Raw genomic sequence first — 21,079 nt, forward strand, 5'->3', positions numbered from 1 at the left:
CCTGACGTGGTATCAGCTATCACTTCTTGGATACTGTCCCAATATTCCACGATTTTACCTTCCTGTCCATGATGAGGAAAGTAAAATTGTGACGTGGTCGAATTTCCTTTTCTTTTTCTAAAATCTCTTGTTAGATCACACAGCTTTCACAATGGTTGGCACCTACTTCGCCGCCATCATCAGTGAAGGTGCGGACGTAGTAGATGGACTTGATACCCTTGTTGAAGGCATAGTTACGTAGGATAGAAAGATCGCGGGTTGTTTGCTTGCTTTCTTTTTTCCATTCGTAGAGGCCCTGAGGGATATCGCTGCGCATAAAGAGAGTCAGGGAAAGACCTTGGTCTACGTGCTCAGTTGCGGCTGCATAGACATCAATAACCTTGCGCATGTCCATGTCATAAGCACTGGTGTAGTAAGGGATAGTCTCAGTTGACAGGCCAGCAGCAGGATAGTAGATCTTACCGATTTTCTTTTCTTGACGTTCTTCGATCCGCTGGGTAATTGGATGGATTGAAGCAGAAACATCATTGATATAGCTGATAGAGCCATTTGGTGCAACTGCTAGGCGGTTTTGGTGGTAGAGACCATCAGCCTTGACCTTGTCGCGCAACTCTGCCCAATCTTCTGCAGACGGGATAAAGATACCTGCGAAGAGTTCTTTGACACGGTCAGATTTAGGTACAAATTCACCCGTCAGGTATTTGTCAAAGTAAGTACCGTTGGCATAATCAGATTTTTCAAAGTTATGGAAGGTCACGCCACGCTCGCGAGCGATATTGTTAGACTCAACTAAGGTCCAGTAGTTCATGAGCATAAAGTAGATGCTTGTGAACTCTACAGCTTCCGCTGATCCATAATCGATCAACTGCTGAGCCAAATAGCTGTGCAGTCCCATAGCTCCCAGACCAAAGGTATGGGCTAAGCTATTGCCATTGTCAATAGAAGGAACAGCTGTGATATGCGAGCTGTCTGTGACAAAGGTCAGGGCGCGTGTCATAGTTCGGATGGATTTTCCGAAGTCAGGCGAAGTCATCATGTTGACAACGTTGGTAGACCCTAAGTTACATGACACATCTGTTCCTAGGTGAAGATACTCTTGCGCATCATTCAAAAGGCTAGGCTCTTGCACCTGCAGGATTTCAGAGCAAAGGTTACTCATGACGATTTTACCGTCAATTGGATTTGAACGATTGGCCGTATCAATGTTTACGACATAAGGATAGCCAGATTCTTGTTGGAGCTTAGAAATTTCTGTTTCCAAATCACGGGCCTTGATCTTGGTCTTAGTGATATTTGGATTAGCGACCAATTCATCGTATTTTTCAGTGATGTCAAGGTAGGCAAATGGCACGCCATACTCGCGTTCAACAGAATATGGGCTGAAGAGGTACATTTCTTCATTCTTACGCGCTAATTCATAGAACTTATCCGGAATGACAACACCGAGTGAGAGGGTTTTAACCCGAACTTTTTCGTCAGCATTTTCTTTCTTAGTAGAAAGGAAGGCGATGATATCTGGGTGGAAGACATTGAGGTAAACAACCCCAGCTCCCTGACGTTGCCCCAGTTGGTTAGAGTAAGAGAAGCTGTCCTCAAAGAGTTTCATAACAGGCACAACACCAGATGCAGCTCCTTCATAACCCTTGATAGGTGCTCCAGCTTCCCGCAGATTGCTGAGGGAAATACCGACCCCGCCTCCGATACGAGACAATTGCAGGGCAGAGTTGATGGAGCGGCCGATTGAGTTCATATCATCTGTTACTTGGATGAGGAAGCAAGAAACCAATTCACCGCGACGAGCCCGACCAGCGTTAAGGAAGCTTGGTGTAGCCGGTTGGTAGCGTTGGTGGATGATTTCATTAGCAATATCCTTGGCAATGGCCTCATCTCCGTTGGCAAAGTAGAGGGCGTTGAAGAGTACCCGATCTTCCATGCTTTCTAGGTAGTATTCACCATCATTGGTCTTCAGTGCATACTGGTTGTAGAACTTATAGGCAGCCATGAAAGATTTAAACTTGAAATCTTGAGCATGGATAAAAGCAGTCAGCTCCTCAATGTATTCCGGAGAGTAGAGCTGGATAAATTCCTTTTCCAAATAGTTTTCTTCTATTAAGTATTCAATCTTTTCTGTAATAGAAGAAAATTGCTTGGTGTTCGGCTCAACATTTTCCTTAAAGAAAGCCTCCAGAGCTTCTTTGTCCTTATGGAGCATAATCTGTCCGTTAATCGGACGGTTGATTTCGTTGTTGAGTCGGAAGTATGTCACATCCTCTAAATGTTTGAGTCCCATGTTTTCCCTTTTCTATATAAATAAGATAATTAGCTAGCGGAAAAAGTTCCGCCTTACAAAAGAAACGGCTCCTATGAGCATAGGAGCTGCAGTTTGCCCTGATAATATGTCCTTAGTTTATCTCCCGATCAAGGCGCGCTGCCCTCAAAATAAACCACATTAAGACAGTTTTTTCAATTTACCAGGTTGGAAACCAGAAAATGCTTCAGTTGCTGTCTGAATCACAGGAGCAGCATTGAAACCAAGATCTTTGACATGGTCAATAAATTCTGGCTGCTCGTCCAAATTGATTTCGCGGTATTCTACATGATTAGTATCTAAGAAGCGCTTGGTCATTTTGCACTGAACGCAGTTATTTTTTGAGTAAATAGTTACCATTAAAGATTCCTCTAAACTTTCTTTTTTTCTTTTAAATAATACGAACCTAGTATATCTAAAAGCAAATAGAATGTCAATAGTTTTGAACTAAATATTGTGTGATATTTTGTTATAGGATAGATTACAATACAATATATAGTGTTTGTATAAACAATGAAAAGAAGTGAAAAATTGCAGAAAGAGAGCAAAATGCTGTTGCGGCAATGCTTAAACAAGTCTTAAAACTTTAGATAAATGACTGGTAGATTTTCCTCCCAAAAACCAAAATCCAATATCTTGTGTTAAAGAATTTAGGGAATCACTAGGAGGAGTAGAGGGAGAAGTTTTTGGATCTGAATTCGAGCTGGATATTTTTTATTGGAATGTAAAAACTCCCTGCAAATGTCGCTGCAGGGAGCTAGGGATAACATGTTATTTTTTAGTAGGCAGCCCACCATTGATAAAGAGACCAGTAGAGAATATTAGCGACCATGATTAGAGAGGATAGGCTGGCAATACTAGTGATAAATAATTTACTCTTACTCCATTTTTCCTTGTTTTGAAGATAGAAAGGATAAAGAGAGCCGATTGCAAGAAGCAGAGCTAGAATGGCTAATGTTATAAAGTTCCAGTTATAGTCAGCATCTGCAGCATTCATAAGTTTAGTAAAGATATTGAATAGGTTGAAGGGGATGCTTAAAATAGCGGCATTGGTTAGGTATATCCATATTTTCCATGCTAATGAAGTCTTCTTTTGGGATTTTTTAGGATAAGGCGATAAAGATCGATACCTGCATTGCTAAGGAGACTAATCGCACTAAACAAAATAGCCAATCCAGCAAGAAGGAGCATCCCATAATCTTTGATAAGATCCCAATTAGATTGCCGAAGTGCATCGCCATAAACTATCGTGATTTTTTCTTGTCCTTGAGATTCACTAGCGACCCAGAAATTTCCATTGAGCTGAGCAGCATCTGCTTTTTCATTAATATAGTAGGTATATCCCGGAATTGTTCTTAAGAAAGAGAAGGGACCACTATTGAAAGTACGGGCGTTGCGATAGTAACCAGGATGGAACTTTGCATAAGATTGTTTATTTGGAGATTTTTTAGGACCAAATACTAGCTCGGGCATCTTGTAATTATAGATTTTTTCTTGAAATTGGTTTGTCATAATGACTTGGCCAATACCAGACTCTAAGTCAAGTAAAATGTAAGAAGAAAATCCTCCAGAATTGCCGCCGTGTCCAATAACTCTGACACCATATTCTTGATACCAAAATCCGTGTGCATTCAGAGGAATATCCGTACCTGGGTAGGTAGAGCTTGCAGTATATAGAGTCTTCCAAGTTTCAGGATGTTTGAAAAGTTCTTTCTTTTTTAGAAGGGCTTGGGCAAATTTCTGCAAGTCATCTAGGGTTCCTGTGGCACGGCCGACAGGATAGAGACTCAGTTCAAAGTCTGAATCTTTTTTATAATTTCCATTAGCATCATAGCTCTTGACTTCTTTATGTTTTTTATAGACATATGCATTATCGGACAAGTCAGGCAAAATAGCCGTTTTTTCCATCTCTAAGGGTTTAAAGATGTGCTCATGGGCATAGTCGGCAAATGATTGTCCAATAATTCGCTCAACAATATAAGCGGCTAGTCCGGTACCAAAGTTAGAATAGGCAGTAGTTGTACCTGGTTCAAATACTTGATTGGGTTGTCTGGTCTTCATCAGTTCTTCAATACTTTTATCCCCTTTTAGGTAAGTATTTTGCTCGTCAAATCCGGCTTGATGATTCATCAAATCTAGCATAGTAATAGGTTTATCGAAATTTAAATGTTTGAGAAAGTTCTTGGGCAGGTAGTTTTTTATATCAGTCTCAAGATCAATTTTTCCTTCTTCCCAGAGCTGCATGACAGATATCCAGACAGTCAGCTTAGTGATAGAACCCCATTCAAAAATGGTGCTATCATCAGCTTTGGTCTGTTTTTCCTTATCAATATAGCCGAAATTTCCTCGATAAATGGTTCCATTTGTATCAAAAACAGCTGTTTCCATAGCAGCGGATGTCTTTTCATTTTTTTTATAAAAATCTTCTATCTTTTGACCAATCTGTTCATAGCTATCCCCTGTAGGTAAAGTCTTACTATCCGCCAATACAGGGCTTGGAATGATAATGCTAAGTACAGGGAGTAGTGAGCAGATGAATAATAGTAATTTCTTCATAGCGTCTTCCTTTCGTAAAAATAGAGACTGGACCGTCTATAACCTCTATTTCTTTTCCATTAAATATAGCGCGCCTTCAATAGACAGAAGAAATAGAGAAATCAGTTCTTTTCTATAAAAAAGATTGCAATTGTAGCTAAAGTAAGATATATTTAACGAGTAGCTACAAAACAATTATACCATATGACTAAAATTGTGTAAATAGTCATATACGATTTTTAAAAAGAAAGGAAAACTATGCCAAAAGGGTTTACAATAGAAGAAAAGAGAATATTAATTGAAAAATTTAAGGATGCTTGCAGTCAAAGCTGGATGAATTTTGGCTATAAGAAAACGAGTGTTGATATTCTCTGTCAAGAAGTTGGGATTGCAAAAGGTTCCTTTTATACCTTTTTTAAAAATAAAGAAGAGCTCTTCTTTCAGGTTTATCGCGATGCACAAGATAGGATTTTTTCCATTTTTGAAGCTATTTTGAAGGAAAATCCATCAAAGGAGGGGCTGTCTAAAGCTTTGAAGGCAGTTTTTAAAGAGTATGAAAAAAGTACATTTGTCTTTGATACAAAGAATCCTGATTACTTAAACTTTAATAATAAACTGAATCTTGAACAGCGACAAGAAATTGATGCTCAAACGGCTCGTCTGAATGAAGAAATTTTTTCTCAGTCCTTTCTAAGTTTAAAGATTGATAAGGATTTAGCTATTTCTGTTTTATTTGCAACTATGTCTACCATTACACATAAGGATCAGTTACCTGTTGATATTGAACAAGTTTTTGATTTTATGATTGAAAATTTGGTGGAAGTCATTTTTGAATAAAGCTTGGTGAGTGTGGGCTTTAGCTTTGAAATTCTACCTTCAATATAATAAGAAGTGCTTTCATTTCCTAAGAAATATTTTGTAAGCGGGCCATAAAATTCTTGAAAAAGATTTCAAAAGGTGATATAATATCAACTTGTAAGGGTTATCACAATAACTCAAAAAGAATTATTTAAAAGGAGAGTCTAACTATGGCTTCTAAAGATTTCCACATTGTAGCAGAAACAGGTATTCACGCACGTCCAGCAACTTTGTTGGTTCAAACTGCTAGCAAATTCGCTTCAGACATCACGCTTGAATACAAAGGTAAATCAGTAAATCTGAAATCAATTATGGGTGTTATGAGTCTTGGTGTAGGTCAAGGTGCAGACGTAGTTATCTCAGCTGAAGGTGCAGATGCAGACGATGCTATCGCTGCAATCTCCGAAACAATGGAAAAAGAAGGATTGGCTTAATATGACAGAAATGCTTAAAGGAATTGCAGCATCTGACGGTGTTGCCGTTGCTAAGGCATATCTATTAGTTCAACCGGATTTATCATTTGAGACTGTTTCAGTCGAAGATACGAATGCAGAAGAGGCTCGTTTGGATGCAGCTCTTGAAGCTTCACAGAACGAGCTTTCTGTTATCCGTGAGAAAGCAGTAGATAGCCTTGGTGAGGAAGCCGCTCAGGTGTTTGACGCTCACTTAATGGTGCTTGCTGACCCTGAAATGGTTGGGCAAATCAAAGAAACAATCCGTGCGAAAAAGACCAATGCAGAAGCTGGTCTGAAAGAAGTAACGGACATGTTTATCACTCTCTTTGAAAACATGGACGACAATCCATATATGCAAGAGCGTGCGGCAGATATCCGCGACGTGACGAAGCGTGTTCTTGCTAATCTTTTGGGCAAGAAATTGCCAAATCCAGCGTCTATCAATGAAGAATCAGTTGTCATTGCTCATGACTTGACTCCTTCTGATACTGCTCAGCTGGATAAGAAATTTGTTAAAGCTTTTGTAACCAATATCGGGGGCCGGACAAGCCACTCTGCAATTATGGCGCGTACGCTTGAAATCGCAGCAGTATTGGGAACTAATAACATTACTGAGCTTGTAAAAGACGGCGATGTGATTGCAGCTAACGGTATCACTGGTGAAGTGATTATCAATCCAACTGAAGATCAAATCGCAGCATTCAAGGCAGCTGGTGAGGCTTATGCTAAGCAAAAAGCTGAATGGGAATTGCTTAAAGATGCTCAGACTGTGACTGCAGATGGTAAGCACTTCGAATTGGCTGCCAATATCGGTACGCCAAAAGACGTTGAAGGTGTCAATGCTAACGGTGCAGAAGCAGTTGGTCTTTATCGGACTGAGTTCCTTTATATGGATTCTCAAGACTTCCCGACAGAAGATGAGCAGTATGAAGCATACAAGGCTGTGCTTGAAGGCATGAATGGAAAACCAGTGGTTGTTCGTACGATGGACATCGGTGGAGATAAGGAGCTTCCTTACTTCGATATGCCGCATGAAATGAACCCGTTCCTCGGTTTCCGTGCTTTGCGTATCTCTATCTCTGAAACGGGTGATGCGATGTTCCGTACACAAATCCGCGCTCTCTTGCGTGCTTCTGTACATGGACAATTGCGCATCATGTTCCCAATGGTGGCCCTTCTGACAGAATTCCGCAAAGCTAAAGCGGTTTATGACGAAGAGAAAGCTAAGCTGCAAGCTGAAGGCGTTGCAGTAGCAGACAATATCCAAGTGGGTATCATGATTGAAATCCCAGCAGCAGCTATGCTGGCGGATCAATTTGCCAAGGAAGTAGACTTCTTCTCAATCGGTACCAACGACTTGATCCAGTACACTATGGCAGCTGACCGGATGAATGAGCAAGTCTCTTACCTCTATCAACCTTACAACCCATCTATCCTTCGCTTGATTAACAATGTTATCAAGGCAGCTCATGCTGAAGGCAAGTGGGCAGGTATGTGTGGAGAAATGGCCGGCGACCAAACAGCGGTGCCATTGCTCGTAGGTATGGGCTTGGATGAATTCTCTATGAGTGCGACTTCTGTCCTTCGGACTCGTAGCCTCATGAAGAAGCTGGATACGAAGAAGATGCAAGAATTGGCTCAGCGTGCATTGACTGAATGTGCAACGATGGAAGAAGTTCTTGCGCTTGAAAAAGAATATCTCGACTTCGATTAATCTGAAAAATTAAGATCAGGAAAAAATTCCTGGTCTTTTTTTGTTGTGGCCTCATATGTAAGAGGGAGCAAAAAGTGGAAACCAAAGAAAAAAATAGCAAATAAGCAAGTAGAATATGAACGGACTAAGATAATCTATTTAATTTGTGAAAAAATTCCTTAAATTCACGGATTTTAGTTGAAATTTTCAGAAAATTTGGTAAAATAATATTTAATAAAATTTTGGAGGGGACACGTGACACAATATAAAAACTATATAAATGGAGAGTGGAAAGTTTCTGAAAATGAAATTACCATTTCATCTCCTATCAACAATGAGACTTTAGGAACTGTTCCTGCCATGACTCAGGCAGAGGTAGACTATGCTATGGCGAGCGCTCGTGCAGCTTTGCCAGCTTGGAGAGCTCTTTCAGCAGTTGAACGTGCAGCTTATTTGCACAAGGTTGCGGGTATTTTGGAGCGTGATCAGGAGAAGATTGGTGAAATCCTTGCTAAAGAAGTTGCCAAGGGGATCAAAGCGGCAGTCGGAGAGGTAGTCCGGACAGCAGACTTGATTCGCTATGCAGCTGAAGAGGGCATTCGTATTCACGGTCAGGTTATGGAAGGTGGTGGCTTTGAAGCTGCCAGCAAGAAAAAACTAGCCGTAGTTCGCCGTGAACCTGTAGGAGTTGTATTGGCTATTGCGCCATTCAACTATCCAGTTAATCTGTCAGCTTCGAAAATTGCTCCTGCTCTTATCGGCGGAAATGTCGTGATGTTTAAGCCACCTACTCAAGGTTCAATCTCTGGTCTGCTCTTGGCTCAGGCTTTTGCTGAGGCTGGTCTGCCTGCTGGTGTTTTCAATACCATCACTGGCCGCGGTTCAGAAATCGGGGATTACATCATTGAGCATAAGGAAGTAAACTACATTAACTTTACTGGCTCCACTCCAATCGGTGAACGCATCGGTAAGTTGGCTGGTATGCGTCCAATTATGCTTGAATTGGGTGGTAAGGATGCTGCAGTCGTGCTAGAAGATGCTGACTTGGAGCATGCGGCTAAGCAGATTGTTGGTGGGGCATACAGTTATTCCGGCCAGCGCTGTACGGCTATTAAACGTGTCATTGTCATGGAGAGCGTAGCAGATAAATTAGCGGCGCTGATTAAGGCAGAAGTAGAGAAACTGACGGTTGGTGATCCCTTTGATAATGCGGATATCACACCAGTCATTGATCATGCATCAGCAGATTTCATCTGGGGCTTGATTGAAGATGCTCAAGAAAAAGGAGCGTCAGCCTTGACAGAAATCAAACGTGAAGCAAATCTCATCTGGCCTGCCTTGTTTGACCATGTGACACTGGATATGAAAGTAGCTTGGGAAGAGCCGTTTGGTCCTGTTCTTCCGATTATTCGTGTGACTTCCGTTGAAGAGGCTATCCAGATCTGTAACCAGTCAGAATTTGGTCTTCAATCTTCAGTCTTTACAAATGATTTCCCGAAAGCATTTGAAATAGCTGAAAAACTGGAAGTGGGTACTGTACATATCAATAATAAGACCCAGCGTGGTCCAGATAACTTCCCATTCCTTGGTCTTAAGGGGTCTGGAGCCGGAGTGCAAGGGATTCGTTACAGTATCGAAGCCATGACACAAGTGAAATCTATCGTGTTTGATGTGAAATAATGAGAAAGGCGGCTTTGTGCGGCCTTTTTTCTTACCTTGATGAACTTGTAAATCTAACAAGGTTATCGAACCATTTGAAAAGAACCAAGCATTTATATACTTAATTGCTTATTATCTTAAAATGTAAATTTACATATTGGTCTATATCTTTATGAAAATTTTCATCTTTTCCTTGTCTGGAGTAGGGGCTATATTTAGAGAAAAAGGAATGAAAAATGATTAAGGAATACAAAATGCAGTGGTTTCCATCTTATTTATTCCTAATTTCAGCTAATGTTCGGTTCTGGTAATTTTCCGTAAGGATATTTGAAATTTACTTGAAAAAGAGATAAAAATAATGTAGAATAGTATTATAGAAAACGCTTACAAATAGAAAGGTGATTGCATGGATAAGAACGAAGCATTAAGAACCTTTACAACAGGTGAAAACTTTCATTTACAGCATTATCTAGGGGCGCATCAGGATGAAGTGGACGGCAAGTCTGGCTACTCTTTCCGCGTTTGGGCGCCTAATGCTCAGAGTGTCCATTTGATTGGAGATTTCACCAATTGGTATGAAGAGCAGATTCCTATGGTCCGAAATGAAGCGGGCGTTTGGGAAGTCTTCACGGAGCTGCCTAAGGAAGGAGATATTTACAAGTACAATATCAAGCGCAGCAGTGGTCAGGAAATTTTGAAAATTGATCCGTTGGCTATCTATCTGGAAGAGCGTCCGGGCACTGGAGCAGTCATTCGCACTATTCCTGAAAAGAAATGGAAAGACGGTCTTTGGCTGGCACGCCGGAAGCGCTGGGGCTTCTTCTCTCGGCCGGTCAATATCTATGAAGTGCATGCCGGATCTTGGAAACGTAATGAAGACGGCAGTCCTTATAGCTTTACCCAGTTAAAGGAAGACTTGATTCCTTATCTGGTGGAGATGAACTACACACATGTGGAATTCATGCCGCTTATGGCTCATCCGCTGGGACTTAGCTGGGGCTATCAGCTTATGGGCTACTTCGCCTTTGAGCATACCTATGGCACACCTGAGCAATTTCAGGACTTTGTCGAAGAATGTCACTTGAACAATATCGGTGTCATTGTGGACTGGGTGCCAGGTCATTTCACCATTAATGATGATGCTTTGGCCTACTATGATGGGACACCGACTTTCGAGTATCAGGATCACGACCGCGCTCATAACTATGGCTGGGGTGCTCTCAACTTTGATTTGGGCAAGAATCAGGTTCAGTCTTTCTTGATTTCTAGCATTAAATTCTGGATTGATTTTTATCATCTGGATGGGATTCGGGTTGATGCGGTCAGCAATATGCTCTATCTGGACTATGACAGTGGTCCATGGCAGCCAAATAAAGATGGCGGCAATCGCAACTATGAAGGCTATTACTTCCTGCAGCGTCTCAATACGGTTATCAAATTAGCCCATCCTGATGTCATGATGATTGCAGAGGAAAGCTCCTCAGAAACCAAGATTACTGGTATGAGAGAGCTGGGTGGTCTTGGATTTGACTACAAGTGGAATATGGGCTGGATGAATGATATCCTTCGCTTCTACGAAGAAGATCCGATTTATCGTAAGTACGATTTTAATCTGGTGACCTTCAGCTTTATGTACGTTTTCTCTGAAAACTTCCTCCTGCCATTCTCGCATGATGAAGTGGTTCACGGCAAGAAGAGTCTTATGCACAAGATGTGGGGTGACCGTTACAATCAATTCGCAGGGCTCCGCAACTTGCTGACCTATCAGATCTGCCATCCGGGCAAGAAACTGCTCTTTATGGGCTCAGAATTTGGTCAGTTCCTAGAATGGAAGTCAGAAGAGCAACTAGAATGGTCGAATCTGGATGATCAGATGAACAAGAAGATGCAGGGCTTTACTGCTACACTCAATGCCTTCTATAAAGACAATCGTCCGCTTTGGGAAATTGATCTGAGCTACGATGGCATCGAAATCATTGATGCGGATAATACCGATCAAAGCGTCCTCTCCTTTATCCGTAAGACGGAAAAAGGAGATATGTTAGTTTGTATATTCAATATGGCGCCGGTAGAGCGAAAGAACTTTACCATCGGTGTTCCAGTGGCAGCCATTTATGAAGAAGTATGGAACACTGAATTAGAAGAATGGGGAGGTGTTTGGAAGGAACATAACGAAACAGTTCAGTCTCAAGAAGGACTTTGGAAAGATTATCCACAGACCTTGACCTTTACCTTGCCGGCTCTTGGGGCCAGCATCTGGAAGATCAAGCGTCGGATTGCTCGCAAAAATGTTAAAAAAGATTCCACAAAGGAGTAGTAGTCTATGAAGAATGAAATGCTAGCTTTGATTCTTGCCGGCGGGCAAGGAACTCGTCTTGGAAAGCTCACACAGAGTATCGCAAAACCAGCGGTACAGTTTGGCGGCCGCTATCGTATTATTGACTTCGCCTTGTCTAACTGTGCCAACTCCGGTATTCACAATGTCGGTGTCATTACTCAATACCAACCACTAGCTCTGAACAGTCATATCGGAAATGGTTCTAGCTGGGGGCTCGATGGTATTAACTCAGGCGTGTCCATTCTTCAGCCTTATTCTGCGAGCGAAGGAAATCGTTGGTTTGAAGGTACCAGCCATGCGATTTATCAAAATATCGACTATATCGACAGCATCAATCCTGAATATGTCCTGATTTTGTCTGGGGACCATATCTACAAGATGGACTATGATGACATGCTTCAGTCTCACAAGGACAACAATGCCAGCCTGACTGTTGCCGTTCTGGATGTGCCTCTCAAAGAAGCCAGCCGTTTTGGTATCATGAATACAGATGCTAATAATCGGATTGTTGAATTTGAAGAAAAACCAGAAAATCCTAAGTCCACCAAGGCTTCTATGGGGATTTATATCTTTGACTGGCAGCGTCTGCGCAATATGCTGGTAGCTGCTGAAAAGAGCAATGTGGATATGTCTGACTTTGGTAAGAATGTTATCCCTAACTACCTAGAATCTGGCGAAAGCGTTTATGCTTATGACTTTGCAGGCTATTGGAAAGACGTTGGTACAGTAGAGTCTCTCTGGGAAGCCAACATGGAATACATCAGCCCAGAAAATGCTCTAGATAGCCGCAATCGTCGCTGGAAGATTTATTCTCGCAACTTGATTTCTCCGCCAAACTTCATCAGTGAAAATTCCCATGTGGAAGATTCGCTGGTCGTTGATGGATGTTTCGTTGACGGTACAGTAAAACACTCTATCCTTTCTACTGGTGCTCAGGTCAAGAAGGGTGCAGTCATTGAAGACTCAGTCATCATGAGTGGAGCTGTTATTGGCAAAGACGCTAAGATTAAGCGGGCCATTATCGGCGAAGGTGCGATCATCTCTGATGGTGTAGAGATTGATGGTACAGAGGAAGTATATGTTGTCGGATACAACGAGAAAATGGGGGTACCAAAAGATGAAGATTGATAAATACTCAGCAATTTTAGGAAACACAGTCGGCTTCCATGATATGTCAACTTTGACAAATCATCGTCCAGTAGCCAGCTTGCCATTCGGTGGGAAATACCGTTTGATTGACTTCCCGCTTTCAAGTCTTGCCAATGCTGGTATCCGCAGTGTCTTTGGTATCTTCCAGCAGGACAATATTAGCTCTGTCTTTGACCATATTCGTTCTGGTCGTGAGTGGGGTCTGTCTACCTTGCTCAGCCACTATTACCTGGGAATCTACAATACTCGTGTAGAAAGTTCTACAGTCGGTGAGGAATACTATGACCAGCTTTTGACCTACCTCAAACGTTCTGGTTCCAACCAAACGGTTGCACTTAACTGCGATATCCTGGTTAATATTGACCTCAATCAAGTTTTCCATTTGCACAATACAACAGAGCAGCCGATTACAGTTGTCTACAAGAAATTGCATAAGGAAAATATTTCGGATGTGAACGCTGTTCTAGACATTGACGAGACAGACCATGTCAGAGGGCATAAACTCTTTGATGGTCGAGAAGATGTTGAGCTCTTCAATATGTCTACAGACATCTTTGTGGTAGATACCCCATGGCTGATTGAAAAGCTGGAAGAAGAAGCTAAGAAAGAGCATCCGCAAAAACTGCGCTATGTCCTGCGTGATTTAGCAACTCAGGAAGGGGCATTTGCCTACGAATATACAGGCTATCTGGCGAATATCTATTCTGTAGAGACCTACTACAGATCCAATATCGATATGCTTGAAAGTAAGAAATTCTACTCTCTCTTCAGTCCGAATCAAAAGATTTACACCAAGGTTAAGAATGAAGAGCCAACTTACTATGCTGAGTCTTCGAAAGTAGCTCGCTCTCAATTTGCGTCAGGAAGCATTGTGGAAGGTGAGGTCGTCAATTCTGTGATTTCGCGGAATACCAAGATTAAGACTGGAAGCAGTGTTAAATCCAGTGTTCTCTTCCCTCGAGTGAAAGTTGGAGAAAATGCAACTGTTGAGTACGCGATTGTGGACAAGGGTGTTGAAATTGCCGAAGGAGTGGTGATTCGCGGAACAGCAGAAGACCCAATTGTAGTCAAGAAGGGCCAAAAAGTTACAGAGGACATAATTCGATGAAGATTTTATTTGCAGCAGCAGAAGGAGCCCCATTTTCTAAGACAGGTGGTTTGGGAGACGTTATCGGCGCTCTCCCCAAATCACTGGTCAAGGCTGGCCATGAAGTTGGTGTTATTCTGCCTTACTATGACATGACCCATGCCAAATTTGGCGACCAGGTGGAAGACCTTTTCTACTTTGAAGTCAGTGTTGGCTGGCGCCGGCAGTATGTTGGGATCAAGCGACTGGTCTTGAACGGTGTGTCCTTCTATTTTATTGACAATCAGCATTATTTCTTCCGCGGCCATGTTTACGGGGATTTTGATGATGGTGAGCGTTTTGCCTACTTCCAGTTAGCAGCCGTAGAGCTGATGGAGCGGATTGATTTCATTCCGGATGTTCTGCATGTTCACGATTATCATACAGCCATGATTCCTTTCTTGGTTAAGGAAAAATACCATTGGATTCAAGCATATCAGAATATCAAGACTGTCTTAACCATTCATAATCTTGAGTTCCAAGGTCAATTCCCGGACAGTATGCTTTGGGAACTGTTTGGAGTGGGCTATGAGCGCTATGCAGATGGAACCCTGCGTTGGAATGACTGTCTCAACTGGATGAAGGCTGGTATTCTCTATGCGGACCGAGTGACGACTGTATCACCAAGCTATGCAGGTGAAATCCGTACACCGGAATTTGGCTGCAATTTGGATCAAATCCTGCGGATGGAGTCCGGTAAGTTGGTCGGAATTGTCAACGGTATTGATACAGATATCTATAATCCAGAAACGGATCCGTTATTAGCTCATCATTTTGACAAATCTGACTTATCTGGTAAACTAGAAAATAAGCGGGCTTTGCAAGAGAGAGTTGGTCTACCTGTGCGTGATGATGTGCCGGTTGTTGGGATTGTTTCCCGCCTGACGCGTCAGAAAGGCTTTGACTTGGTAGTGGAAGAGCTGCACAATCTCCTGCAGGAAGATGTGCAGATTATCCTCTTGGGAACAGGCGATCCAGCTTTTGAGCAGGCTTTCGCTTGGTTTGGTCATGCCTATCCTGATAAGCTTTCAGCTAACATCCTCTTTGATGTGACCTTGGCTCAGGAGATTTACGCTGCCAGCGATATTTTCCTCATGCCAAGCCGCTTCGAGCCTTGTGGCCTGTCACAAATGATGGCTATGCGCTATGGAACCTTGCCTTTGGTGCATGAAGTGGGCGGTCTGCGTGATACCGTAGAGCCTTACAATGCCTATACAGGACAGGGAACTGGCTTTAGCTTCAATAACTTTTCTGGCTACTGGCTGATTTGGACCTTCAAGGAAGCACTCAGGCTTTATGTCGATGACAAGGAAGCTTGGAAATCTCTGCAAGAGCAGGCGATGGAGAGAGACTTCTCTTGGGATACAGCTAGCCAGGCTTACAGTGATTTATATCAATCACTTCTATAACATTTACTTCGGAATCAGTGTAAACAAATCCTCTCTTGTCCATGGGACAAGGGAGGATTTCCGTGAGAATTACATTTTTATATATTATCATACTGTTTTGGAGCTCTGTTTTTAGCTTGTGGCTGAAGCGAGTACTTCTCATCTTGATTGAAAAAAAGTATTCCTGCGTTTAAAAACTGTTTCCCACTTTTAAGAAAGGGAGATAACCACCCACCATGGAACTGACAAAAGAACGTTTTATTAGAGATTTTAAGGACATGCTGCACGAACGAACGCTGATTAAGGTTGCCGATGCGACTTCAGTGGAGCTTTTTCAGGCCTTAGCCAGCACTGTCCGCAAGTATATCACGCCCCTATGGCTGGAGCGCCGTAATCAGTTGATTGAGCAGCAGCAAAAGACAGCTTATTACTTTTCTATCGAGTTTCTTCCAGGACGCATGCTGGAAACCAATCTGCTCAACTTAGGTATCCTCGATACGGTCAAGGAAGGCTTTGCTGATTTGGGCGTTGACTTTGAGGATGTTAAGAATGCTGAGTATGACATGGCCTTGGGCAATGGCGGTCTGGGCCGCTTGGCGGCTGCCTTTATGGACTCGCTGGCAACCACTGGCTATCCTGGCTTTGGAAATGGGATTCGCTATCGCTATGGTCTCTTTAAGCAACGCATCGTAGATGGCTATCAGGTAGAAATTCCTGATGATTGGTTTGGCAGTCTGGGCAATGTCTGGGAAACCCGTAAGGACCATGATATTGTTGATGTTAAAATCTTCGGAAATGTTTCCCTACATGCTAATGAAAAGGGCCGGATTGTGCCTCTTTATGAGAATTCCAAAATCTTGCGGGCCGTTCCTTACGATGTGCCGCAGATTGGCTTTGGCAATGATAATGTCAACAATCTCCGTCTTTGGGATGTTGAAATCCCAGAAGAGCATGAACTGGATTATCCGACCATTGAAGCTCGTCGCCGGGTGCAAGACATCACTGCTATTCTCTATCCAGACGACTCTAGCTACGAAGGAAAAGAGCTGCGCCTAATTCAGGAATACTTTATGACCAGTGCAGGTCTGCAGACCATTATCAAATCCTACCTCAAGCAAGGTCGTCCGCTCAAGGATATCCATGAAAAGGTCTCTGTCCATATCAACGATACCCACCCAGCTGTCGCACCGGCTGAATTTATGCGTCTCTTGATGGATGAGTACGATTTGGAATGGGCAGATGCTTGGAATGCTACGGTTAAGACTATGAGCTATACCAACCATACCATCTTGTCTGAAGCCTTGGAAAAATGGGATGCAGAGCTCTTTAAGAATGTCCTGCCGCGGGTTTATCAGATTATCCTAGAAATCGACAACCGCTATGTAGCTGAAATGGCTGGGCGTGGCCTTGATCCGCAAGTCATCGAAAACACTCGGATTGTCAAAGACAATCAAATCCACATGGCCCACTTAGCCATCATTGGCGGTCATTCGATTAACGGGGTTGCCAAACTTCACACCGAACTGCTCAAAGAAGACACCTTGCGTGATTTCTACAGCATTTACCCAGAGAAGTTTAACAACAAGACCAACGGGATTATCCAGCGCCGCTGGCTGCAGATTGCGGATGAGCCTCTGTCAGCTGAGATTGATAAACTAATTGGTAAGGGCTGGAGAAGTGATATCCATGAGCTGCGTAAGCTTTTGGAATTCAAGGATGATCAGCAAGTGCTGGGTGATTTCTACCGAGTGAAGCAGGAAGCCAAGGCCCGTCTGGCTGACTTCATCAAGGAATCAACAGGAGTAGAAGTTTCTACAGAAGCCATCTTTGATGTGCAGGTGAAACGGCTCCACGCTTATAAACGTCAGTTGCTCAACCTGCTTCATATCATCAAGCTTTATTGGGACCTCAAGGACAATCCTGACAAGGATATGGTGCCACGTGTCTTTATTTTCGGTGCCAAGGCTGCTCCGGGCTACCACTTTGCCAAGTCTGTTATCAAACTGATCAATGAAGTGGCCAATCTGGTCAACAAGGATGAAAGCCTGCAAGGCAAACTCAAGGTTGTTTTCCTAGAAAACTACCGGGTCAGCCTGGCTGAGCTCATCATTCCAGCAGCAGATGTGTCTGAGCAGATTTCTCTGGCTTCCAAGGAAGCTTCTGGTACTTCCAATATGAAGTTCATGATGACAGGTGCCATTACCCTAGCTACTCTGGACGGGGCCAATATCGAGATTAAGGACGAGGTTGGTGACGAAAACATTGTCATCTTCGGAATGGACAAGGACCAAGTTTACGAGCACTATGCTCGCCATGATTATTACTCACGCGGTGTCTATGAGAGCAATCCAGACATTCGTCGGGTGGTCGACACCTTTGTCAATGGCACCATTCCAAATGTCCGTGAAGAAGGCTCTGAAATCTACGAGGCCCTCATCACTCACAATGACGAATACTTCCTCTTGGAAGACTTCCATGCCTATGTAGAAGCTCAAGAGAAGATTGATGCGCTCTATCGTGACAAAGAAAATGGGCCCGCATGAGCTTGATCAACATCGCTACATCAGATAAGTTCACCTCAGATGATACTATTGAGCAATATGCCAAGGAAATCTGGAATTTGGAGAAATAATACTCTTCAGAAAACATGAACAATAAGAGATTGGGGCTTGGGCCTCAGTCTCTTTTGCTATCTATCTACCATCTTGTCTAAAAATATGCTATAGTAGAGAAAGTATGAGAGTCCAACTTTTAGAAAAGCAGGGTAAGCAAGCATGAAAGACTACACGATTTTTTATCAACAATTAACAGCTCCCTTTCGCAGTCGCCCTCAGTGGCTGAAAGGGCTGATTTACTTCAATAGGGGAATGACCCTCTTCATACCTATTGTTTATGGTCTCGTTCTAATCAGTGCTTTTCTGACGGAAGGCTGGAAAGGGCTGATTACTTTTTTCTTCCTGCCAGCTATCGGATTTGGTCTGTTGTCAGCTATTCGTAAACGGCTGAATCAAGCACGCCCTTACGAAAAATGGGCTATTCAGCCCTTGCTAACCAAGGATACATCAGGCAAGTCCATGCCCAGCCGCCATGTCTTTTCGGCTACAGTGATTTCCATGTGCCTGCTCTACTTTTTCTGGTTGCCGGGACTCCTCTGCCTCTTGCTTTCAGCAGGGCTGGCCGTAGTGCGCGTGATTGGCGGAGTGCACTATCCAAAGGATGTGTTAGTAGGCTATCTTTGCGGCATTTTCTGGGGAGCTTTACTCTTTTTATTATAAAGGACCTGTTTTTGGTAGAGAGTAGACAAAGAACCTCCAGCTATATTATAATAGAGGCAGCAACAACCGTTTCGACACCAAGGGCTATTCCTTGCTGGATGTGAAAAATATTTAAGGAGAATACTATGTCAGAACCATTATTTCTACAGTCTGTGATGCAGGAGAAGATTTGGGGCGGCACCAAGCTGTGCGATGTCTTTGGCTATGAAATTCCCAGTGACCATGTAGGGGAGTACTGGGCTATCTCGGCTCATCCCAATGGTGTGTCAACCGTCAAGAACGGACGATTTGCCGGCCAGAAGTTAGATGCGCTCTATGCCGAGCACCGTGAACTTTTTGGCAATCGTTCGGAACCTGTCTTTCCGCTTTTGACCAAGATTTTAGATGCCAATGACTGGCTTAGTGTTCAGGTCCATCCCGATGATGCCTATGGACTGGAGCACGAAGGGGAATTTGGTAAGACTGAATGCTGGTATGTCATTGCTGCAGATGAAGGAGCAGAGATTATCTATGGTCACAATGCCAAGAGCAAGGAAGAGCTGCGCCAGCAGATTGAGAGCAAGGACTGGGACCATCTTCTGACCAAAATCCCAGTCAAGGCTGGTGACTTCTTCTATGTACCAAGTGGCACCATGCATGCCATTGGCTCGGGGATTCTGATTTTAGAAACTCAGCAGTCCAGTGACACAACCTACCGTGTCTATGACTTTGATCGTAAGGACGATGCTGGTAATCTTCGTGAGCTGCATTTGGAGCAGTCGATTGACGTTCTGACTATCGGTGATCCAGCCAATAGCCGTCCTGTTACCATTCAGGCAAATAGTTTGATTTCTACTCTTTTGGTGGCCAATGACTTCTTTGCTGTTTACAAGTGGGATATTGCCGGTTCAGTCAATTTTAAAAAGACAGCAGACTATAGCTTGGTCAGTGTCTTGGAAGGTATCGGTGAGCTAGAAGTTGATGGAGCTGTTTACCCGCTCGAAAAAGGGGACCATTTCATCCTGCCAAGCGACATCACAGAATGGACCTTGTCTGGAGATTTGCAGCTGATTGTCAGCCATCCATAATCGTAGAAAAATCAAGAGCAAATAATCACTTTGCTCTTTTTTCTTTAAAAAACATATGAAATAAGTGAAATTTTAATCACTTTCTTCTTACTTATATAGCAGAATAGTTTGTATATCAATAATAATTCAATTGTTTTGACAGGAAAATGTATAAATCAAAAGAAAGAAACAAAAAACGCTTACAATGGTGGCAAAAGATTGACTATTCGATATTTTAGGAGTAAACTAAGGAAGTAAATTTTAAAATATAAAGGAGAAGTCATCATGAATTTAACATATTTAGGACTTTGTTTGGCCTGCTTGGGCGTATCAATTGCTGAAGGTATGATTATGAGTAATCTATTTAAGGCAGCAGCTCGTCAACCAGAAATTATCGGTCAATTGCGAAGCCTCCTAATCTTGGGAGTAGCCTTTGTTGAAGGTACTTTCTTTGTAACGCTGGCTATGTCCTTTGTTATTAAATAAGAAAGGATTCTCTTTAGAAAAGGGGGTGTCATCTGTTGGAAGAAAGTATGAATCCAACTATCAATATTGGTCCCGTGACCTTTGATTTGACCCTGCTGGCCATGACTCTGCTGACGGTGTTAGTAACTTTTGGATTTGTTTATTGGGCAAGCCGAAAGATGACGATTAAGCCGTCACGAAAGCAGAATGCTCTGGAATCTGTCTATGACTTTGTCATAGATTTTACCAAGGGAAACGTTGGCGAGCATTATATGAAGAATTACTCGCTTTTTCTATTCTCCCTCTTTCTTTTCGTAGCTGTGGCGAATAACTTGGGATTAATGGCTAAGGTTCAGACAACCAATGGCTTCAATCTTTGGACATCGCCGACAGCCAATCTCGCTTTTGACTTGGGCTTCTCTCTTTTAGTGACGGTATTCTGTCATGTAGAAGGAATCCGTCGTCAAGGTATAAAAGGATATCTAAAAGGTTTTGTGACTCCAGGTATCATGACACCCATGAATATCTTGGAAGAATTTACCAATTTTGCTTCGCTAGCCTTGCGGATTTATGGGAATATTTTTGCAGGTGAAGTATTGGCTGGTTTGCTCTTGACTTGGGCACATCAAGCGGCGTATTGGTATCCGATTGCCTTTATTATGAACATGGTTTGGACTGGTTTTTCCATCTTTATTTCCTGTATCCAAGCCTATGTTTTTACCATGCTAACATCTATGTATCTTGGTAAAAAGATTAATGGTGAGGTAGAATAAAAAGAAAGGAT

The 21,079-nt window shown here is 42.7% G+C and carries 14 protein-coding genes and 2 pseudogenes; 13 read left to right on the forward strand and 3 right to left on the reverse strand.

What is annotated here, in order from left to right:
- Nucleotides 1-130: 130 nt before the first annotated feature.
- The 3 genes and pseudogenes from nrdE to RG608_RS04630 form a co-directional block, all read right to left on the reverse strand.
- Entirely contained in the window at nt 131-2,290 is a 2,160-nt protein-coding gene (gene nrdE, locus RG608_RS04620) for a class 1b ribonucleoside-diphosphate reductase subunit alpha (RefSeq protein WP_308946598.1), read from the reverse strand.
- A 159-nt stretch (nt 2,291-2,449) separates the two neighbouring features.
- The gene (gene nrdH, locus RG608_RS04625; RefSeq protein ID WP_002897920.1) at nt 2,450-2,668 is read right to left on the reverse strand and encodes a glutaredoxin-like protein NrdH; all 219 of its coding nucleotides are present in this window, start codon (nt 2,666-2,668) and stop codon (nt 2,450-2,452) included.
- 418 nt (nt 2,669-3,086) lie between these two features.
- Nucleotides 3,087-4,864, reverse strand: a pseudogene (locus RG608_RS04630) (serine hydrolase domain-containing protein).
- Between the two features lie 237 nt (nt 4,865-5,101).
- Between RG608_RS04630 and RG608_RS04635 the strand changes: the two are divergent.
- From RG608_RS04635 to atpB, 13 genes and pseudogenes are all read left to right on the forward strand, one after another.
- Nucleotides 5,102-5,680: a TetR/AcrR family transcriptional regulator gene (locus RG608_RS04635; protein ID WP_308946599.1), complete on the forward strand. Its 579-nt coding sequence runs from the start codon at nt 5,102-5,104 to the stop codon at nt 5,678-5,680.
- Between the two features lie 191 nt (nt 5,681-5,871).
- Nucleotides 5,872-6,135 carry a phosphocarrier protein HPr gene (locus tag RG608_RS04640; protein WP_002929889.1) on the forward strand — a complete coding sequence of 88 codons (264 nt, stop codon included), beginning with the start codon at nt 5,872-5,874 and terminating at the stop codon, nt 6,133-6,135.
- A gap of 1 nt (nt 6,136) precedes the next feature.
- The gene (gene ptsP, locus RG608_RS04645) at nt 6,137-7,870 is read left to right on the forward strand and encodes a phosphoenolpyruvate--protein phosphotransferase (protein WP_308946600.1); all 1,734 of its coding nucleotides are present in this window, start codon (nt 6,137-6,139) and stop codon (nt 7,868-7,870) included.
- Between the two features lie 234 nt (nt 7,871-8,104).
- Nucleotides 8,105-9,529, forward strand: coding sequence for an NADP-dependent glyceraldehyde-3-phosphate dehydrogenase (locus tag RG608_RS04650; RefSeq protein WP_308946601.1), 1,425 nt, complete (start codon nt 8,105-8,107; stop codon nt 9,527-9,529).
- Between the two features lie 385 nt (nt 9,530-9,914).
- On the forward strand, nt 9,915-11,825 hold the full coding sequence (glgB, locus tag RG608_RS04655; protein WP_308946602.1) for a 1,4-alpha-glucan branching protein GlgB: 1,911 nt from the start codon (nt 9,915-9,917) through the stop codon (nt 11,823-11,825).
- A 6-nt stretch (nt 11,826-11,831) separates the two neighbouring features.
- The gene (locus tag RG608_RS04660) at nt 11,832-12,974 is read left to right on the forward strand and encodes a glucose-1-phosphate adenylyltransferase (RefSeq protein WP_308946603.1); all 1,143 of its coding nucleotides are present in this window, start codon (nt 11,832-11,834) and stop codon (nt 12,972-12,974) included.
- A complete protein-coding gene (gene glgD, locus RG608_RS04665; protein ID WP_308946604.1) occupies nt 12,964-14,103 on the forward strand; it encodes a glucose-1-phosphate adenylyltransferase subunit GlgD in 1,140 nt (379 codons plus the stop codon). The genes RG608_RS04660 and glgD overlap by 11 nt, the downstream gene beginning before the upstream one ends.
- Nucleotides 14,100-15,530 carry a glycogen synthase GlgA gene (glgA, locus tag RG608_RS04670; RefSeq protein WP_268686448.1) on the forward strand — a complete coding sequence of 477 codons (1,431 nt, stop codon included), beginning with the start codon at nt 14,100-14,102 and terminating at the stop codon, nt 15,528-15,530. Before glgD ends, glgA begins: the two co-directional genes overlap by 4 nt.
- A gap of 215 nt (nt 15,531-15,745) precedes the next feature.
- Nucleotides 15,746-18,141: pseudogene (locus tag RG608_RS04675) on the forward strand (glycogen/starch/alpha-glucan phosphorylase).
- Between the two features lie 142 nt (nt 18,142-18,283).
- Entirely contained in the window at nt 18,284-18,784 is a 501-nt protein-coding gene (locus RG608_RS04680; RefSeq protein WP_268686450.1) for a phosphatase PAP2 family protein, read from the forward strand.
- Between the two features lie 125 nt (nt 18,785-18,909).
- Nucleotides 18,910-19,851 (forward strand): mannose-6-phosphate isomerase, class I, encoded by a 942-nt coding sequence (manA, locus tag RG608_RS04685; protein ID WP_308946605.1) that lies wholly within the window; start codon nt 18,910-18,912, stop codon nt 19,849-19,851.
- A gap of 264 nt (nt 19,852-20,115) precedes the next feature.
- A complete protein-coding gene (locus tag RG608_RS04690; protein WP_002896005.1) occupies nt 20,116-20,316 on the forward strand; it encodes a F0F1 ATP synthase subunit C in 201 nt (66 codons plus the stop codon).
- Between the two features lie 35 nt (nt 20,317-20,351).
- Nucleotides 20,352-21,068 (forward strand): F0F1 ATP synthase subunit A, encoded by a 717-nt coding sequence (gene atpB, locus RG608_RS04695; RefSeq protein WP_308946606.1) that lies wholly within the window; start codon nt 20,352-20,354, stop codon nt 21,066-21,068.
- Nucleotides 21,069-21,079: the final 11 nt, after the last annotated feature.

The organism is Streptococcus sp. IsoGale022 (assembly GCF_031142805.1).
Classification (GTDB): Bacteria; Bacillota; Bacilli; order Lactobacillales; family Streptococcaceae; genus Streptococcus; species Streptococcus sanguinis_A.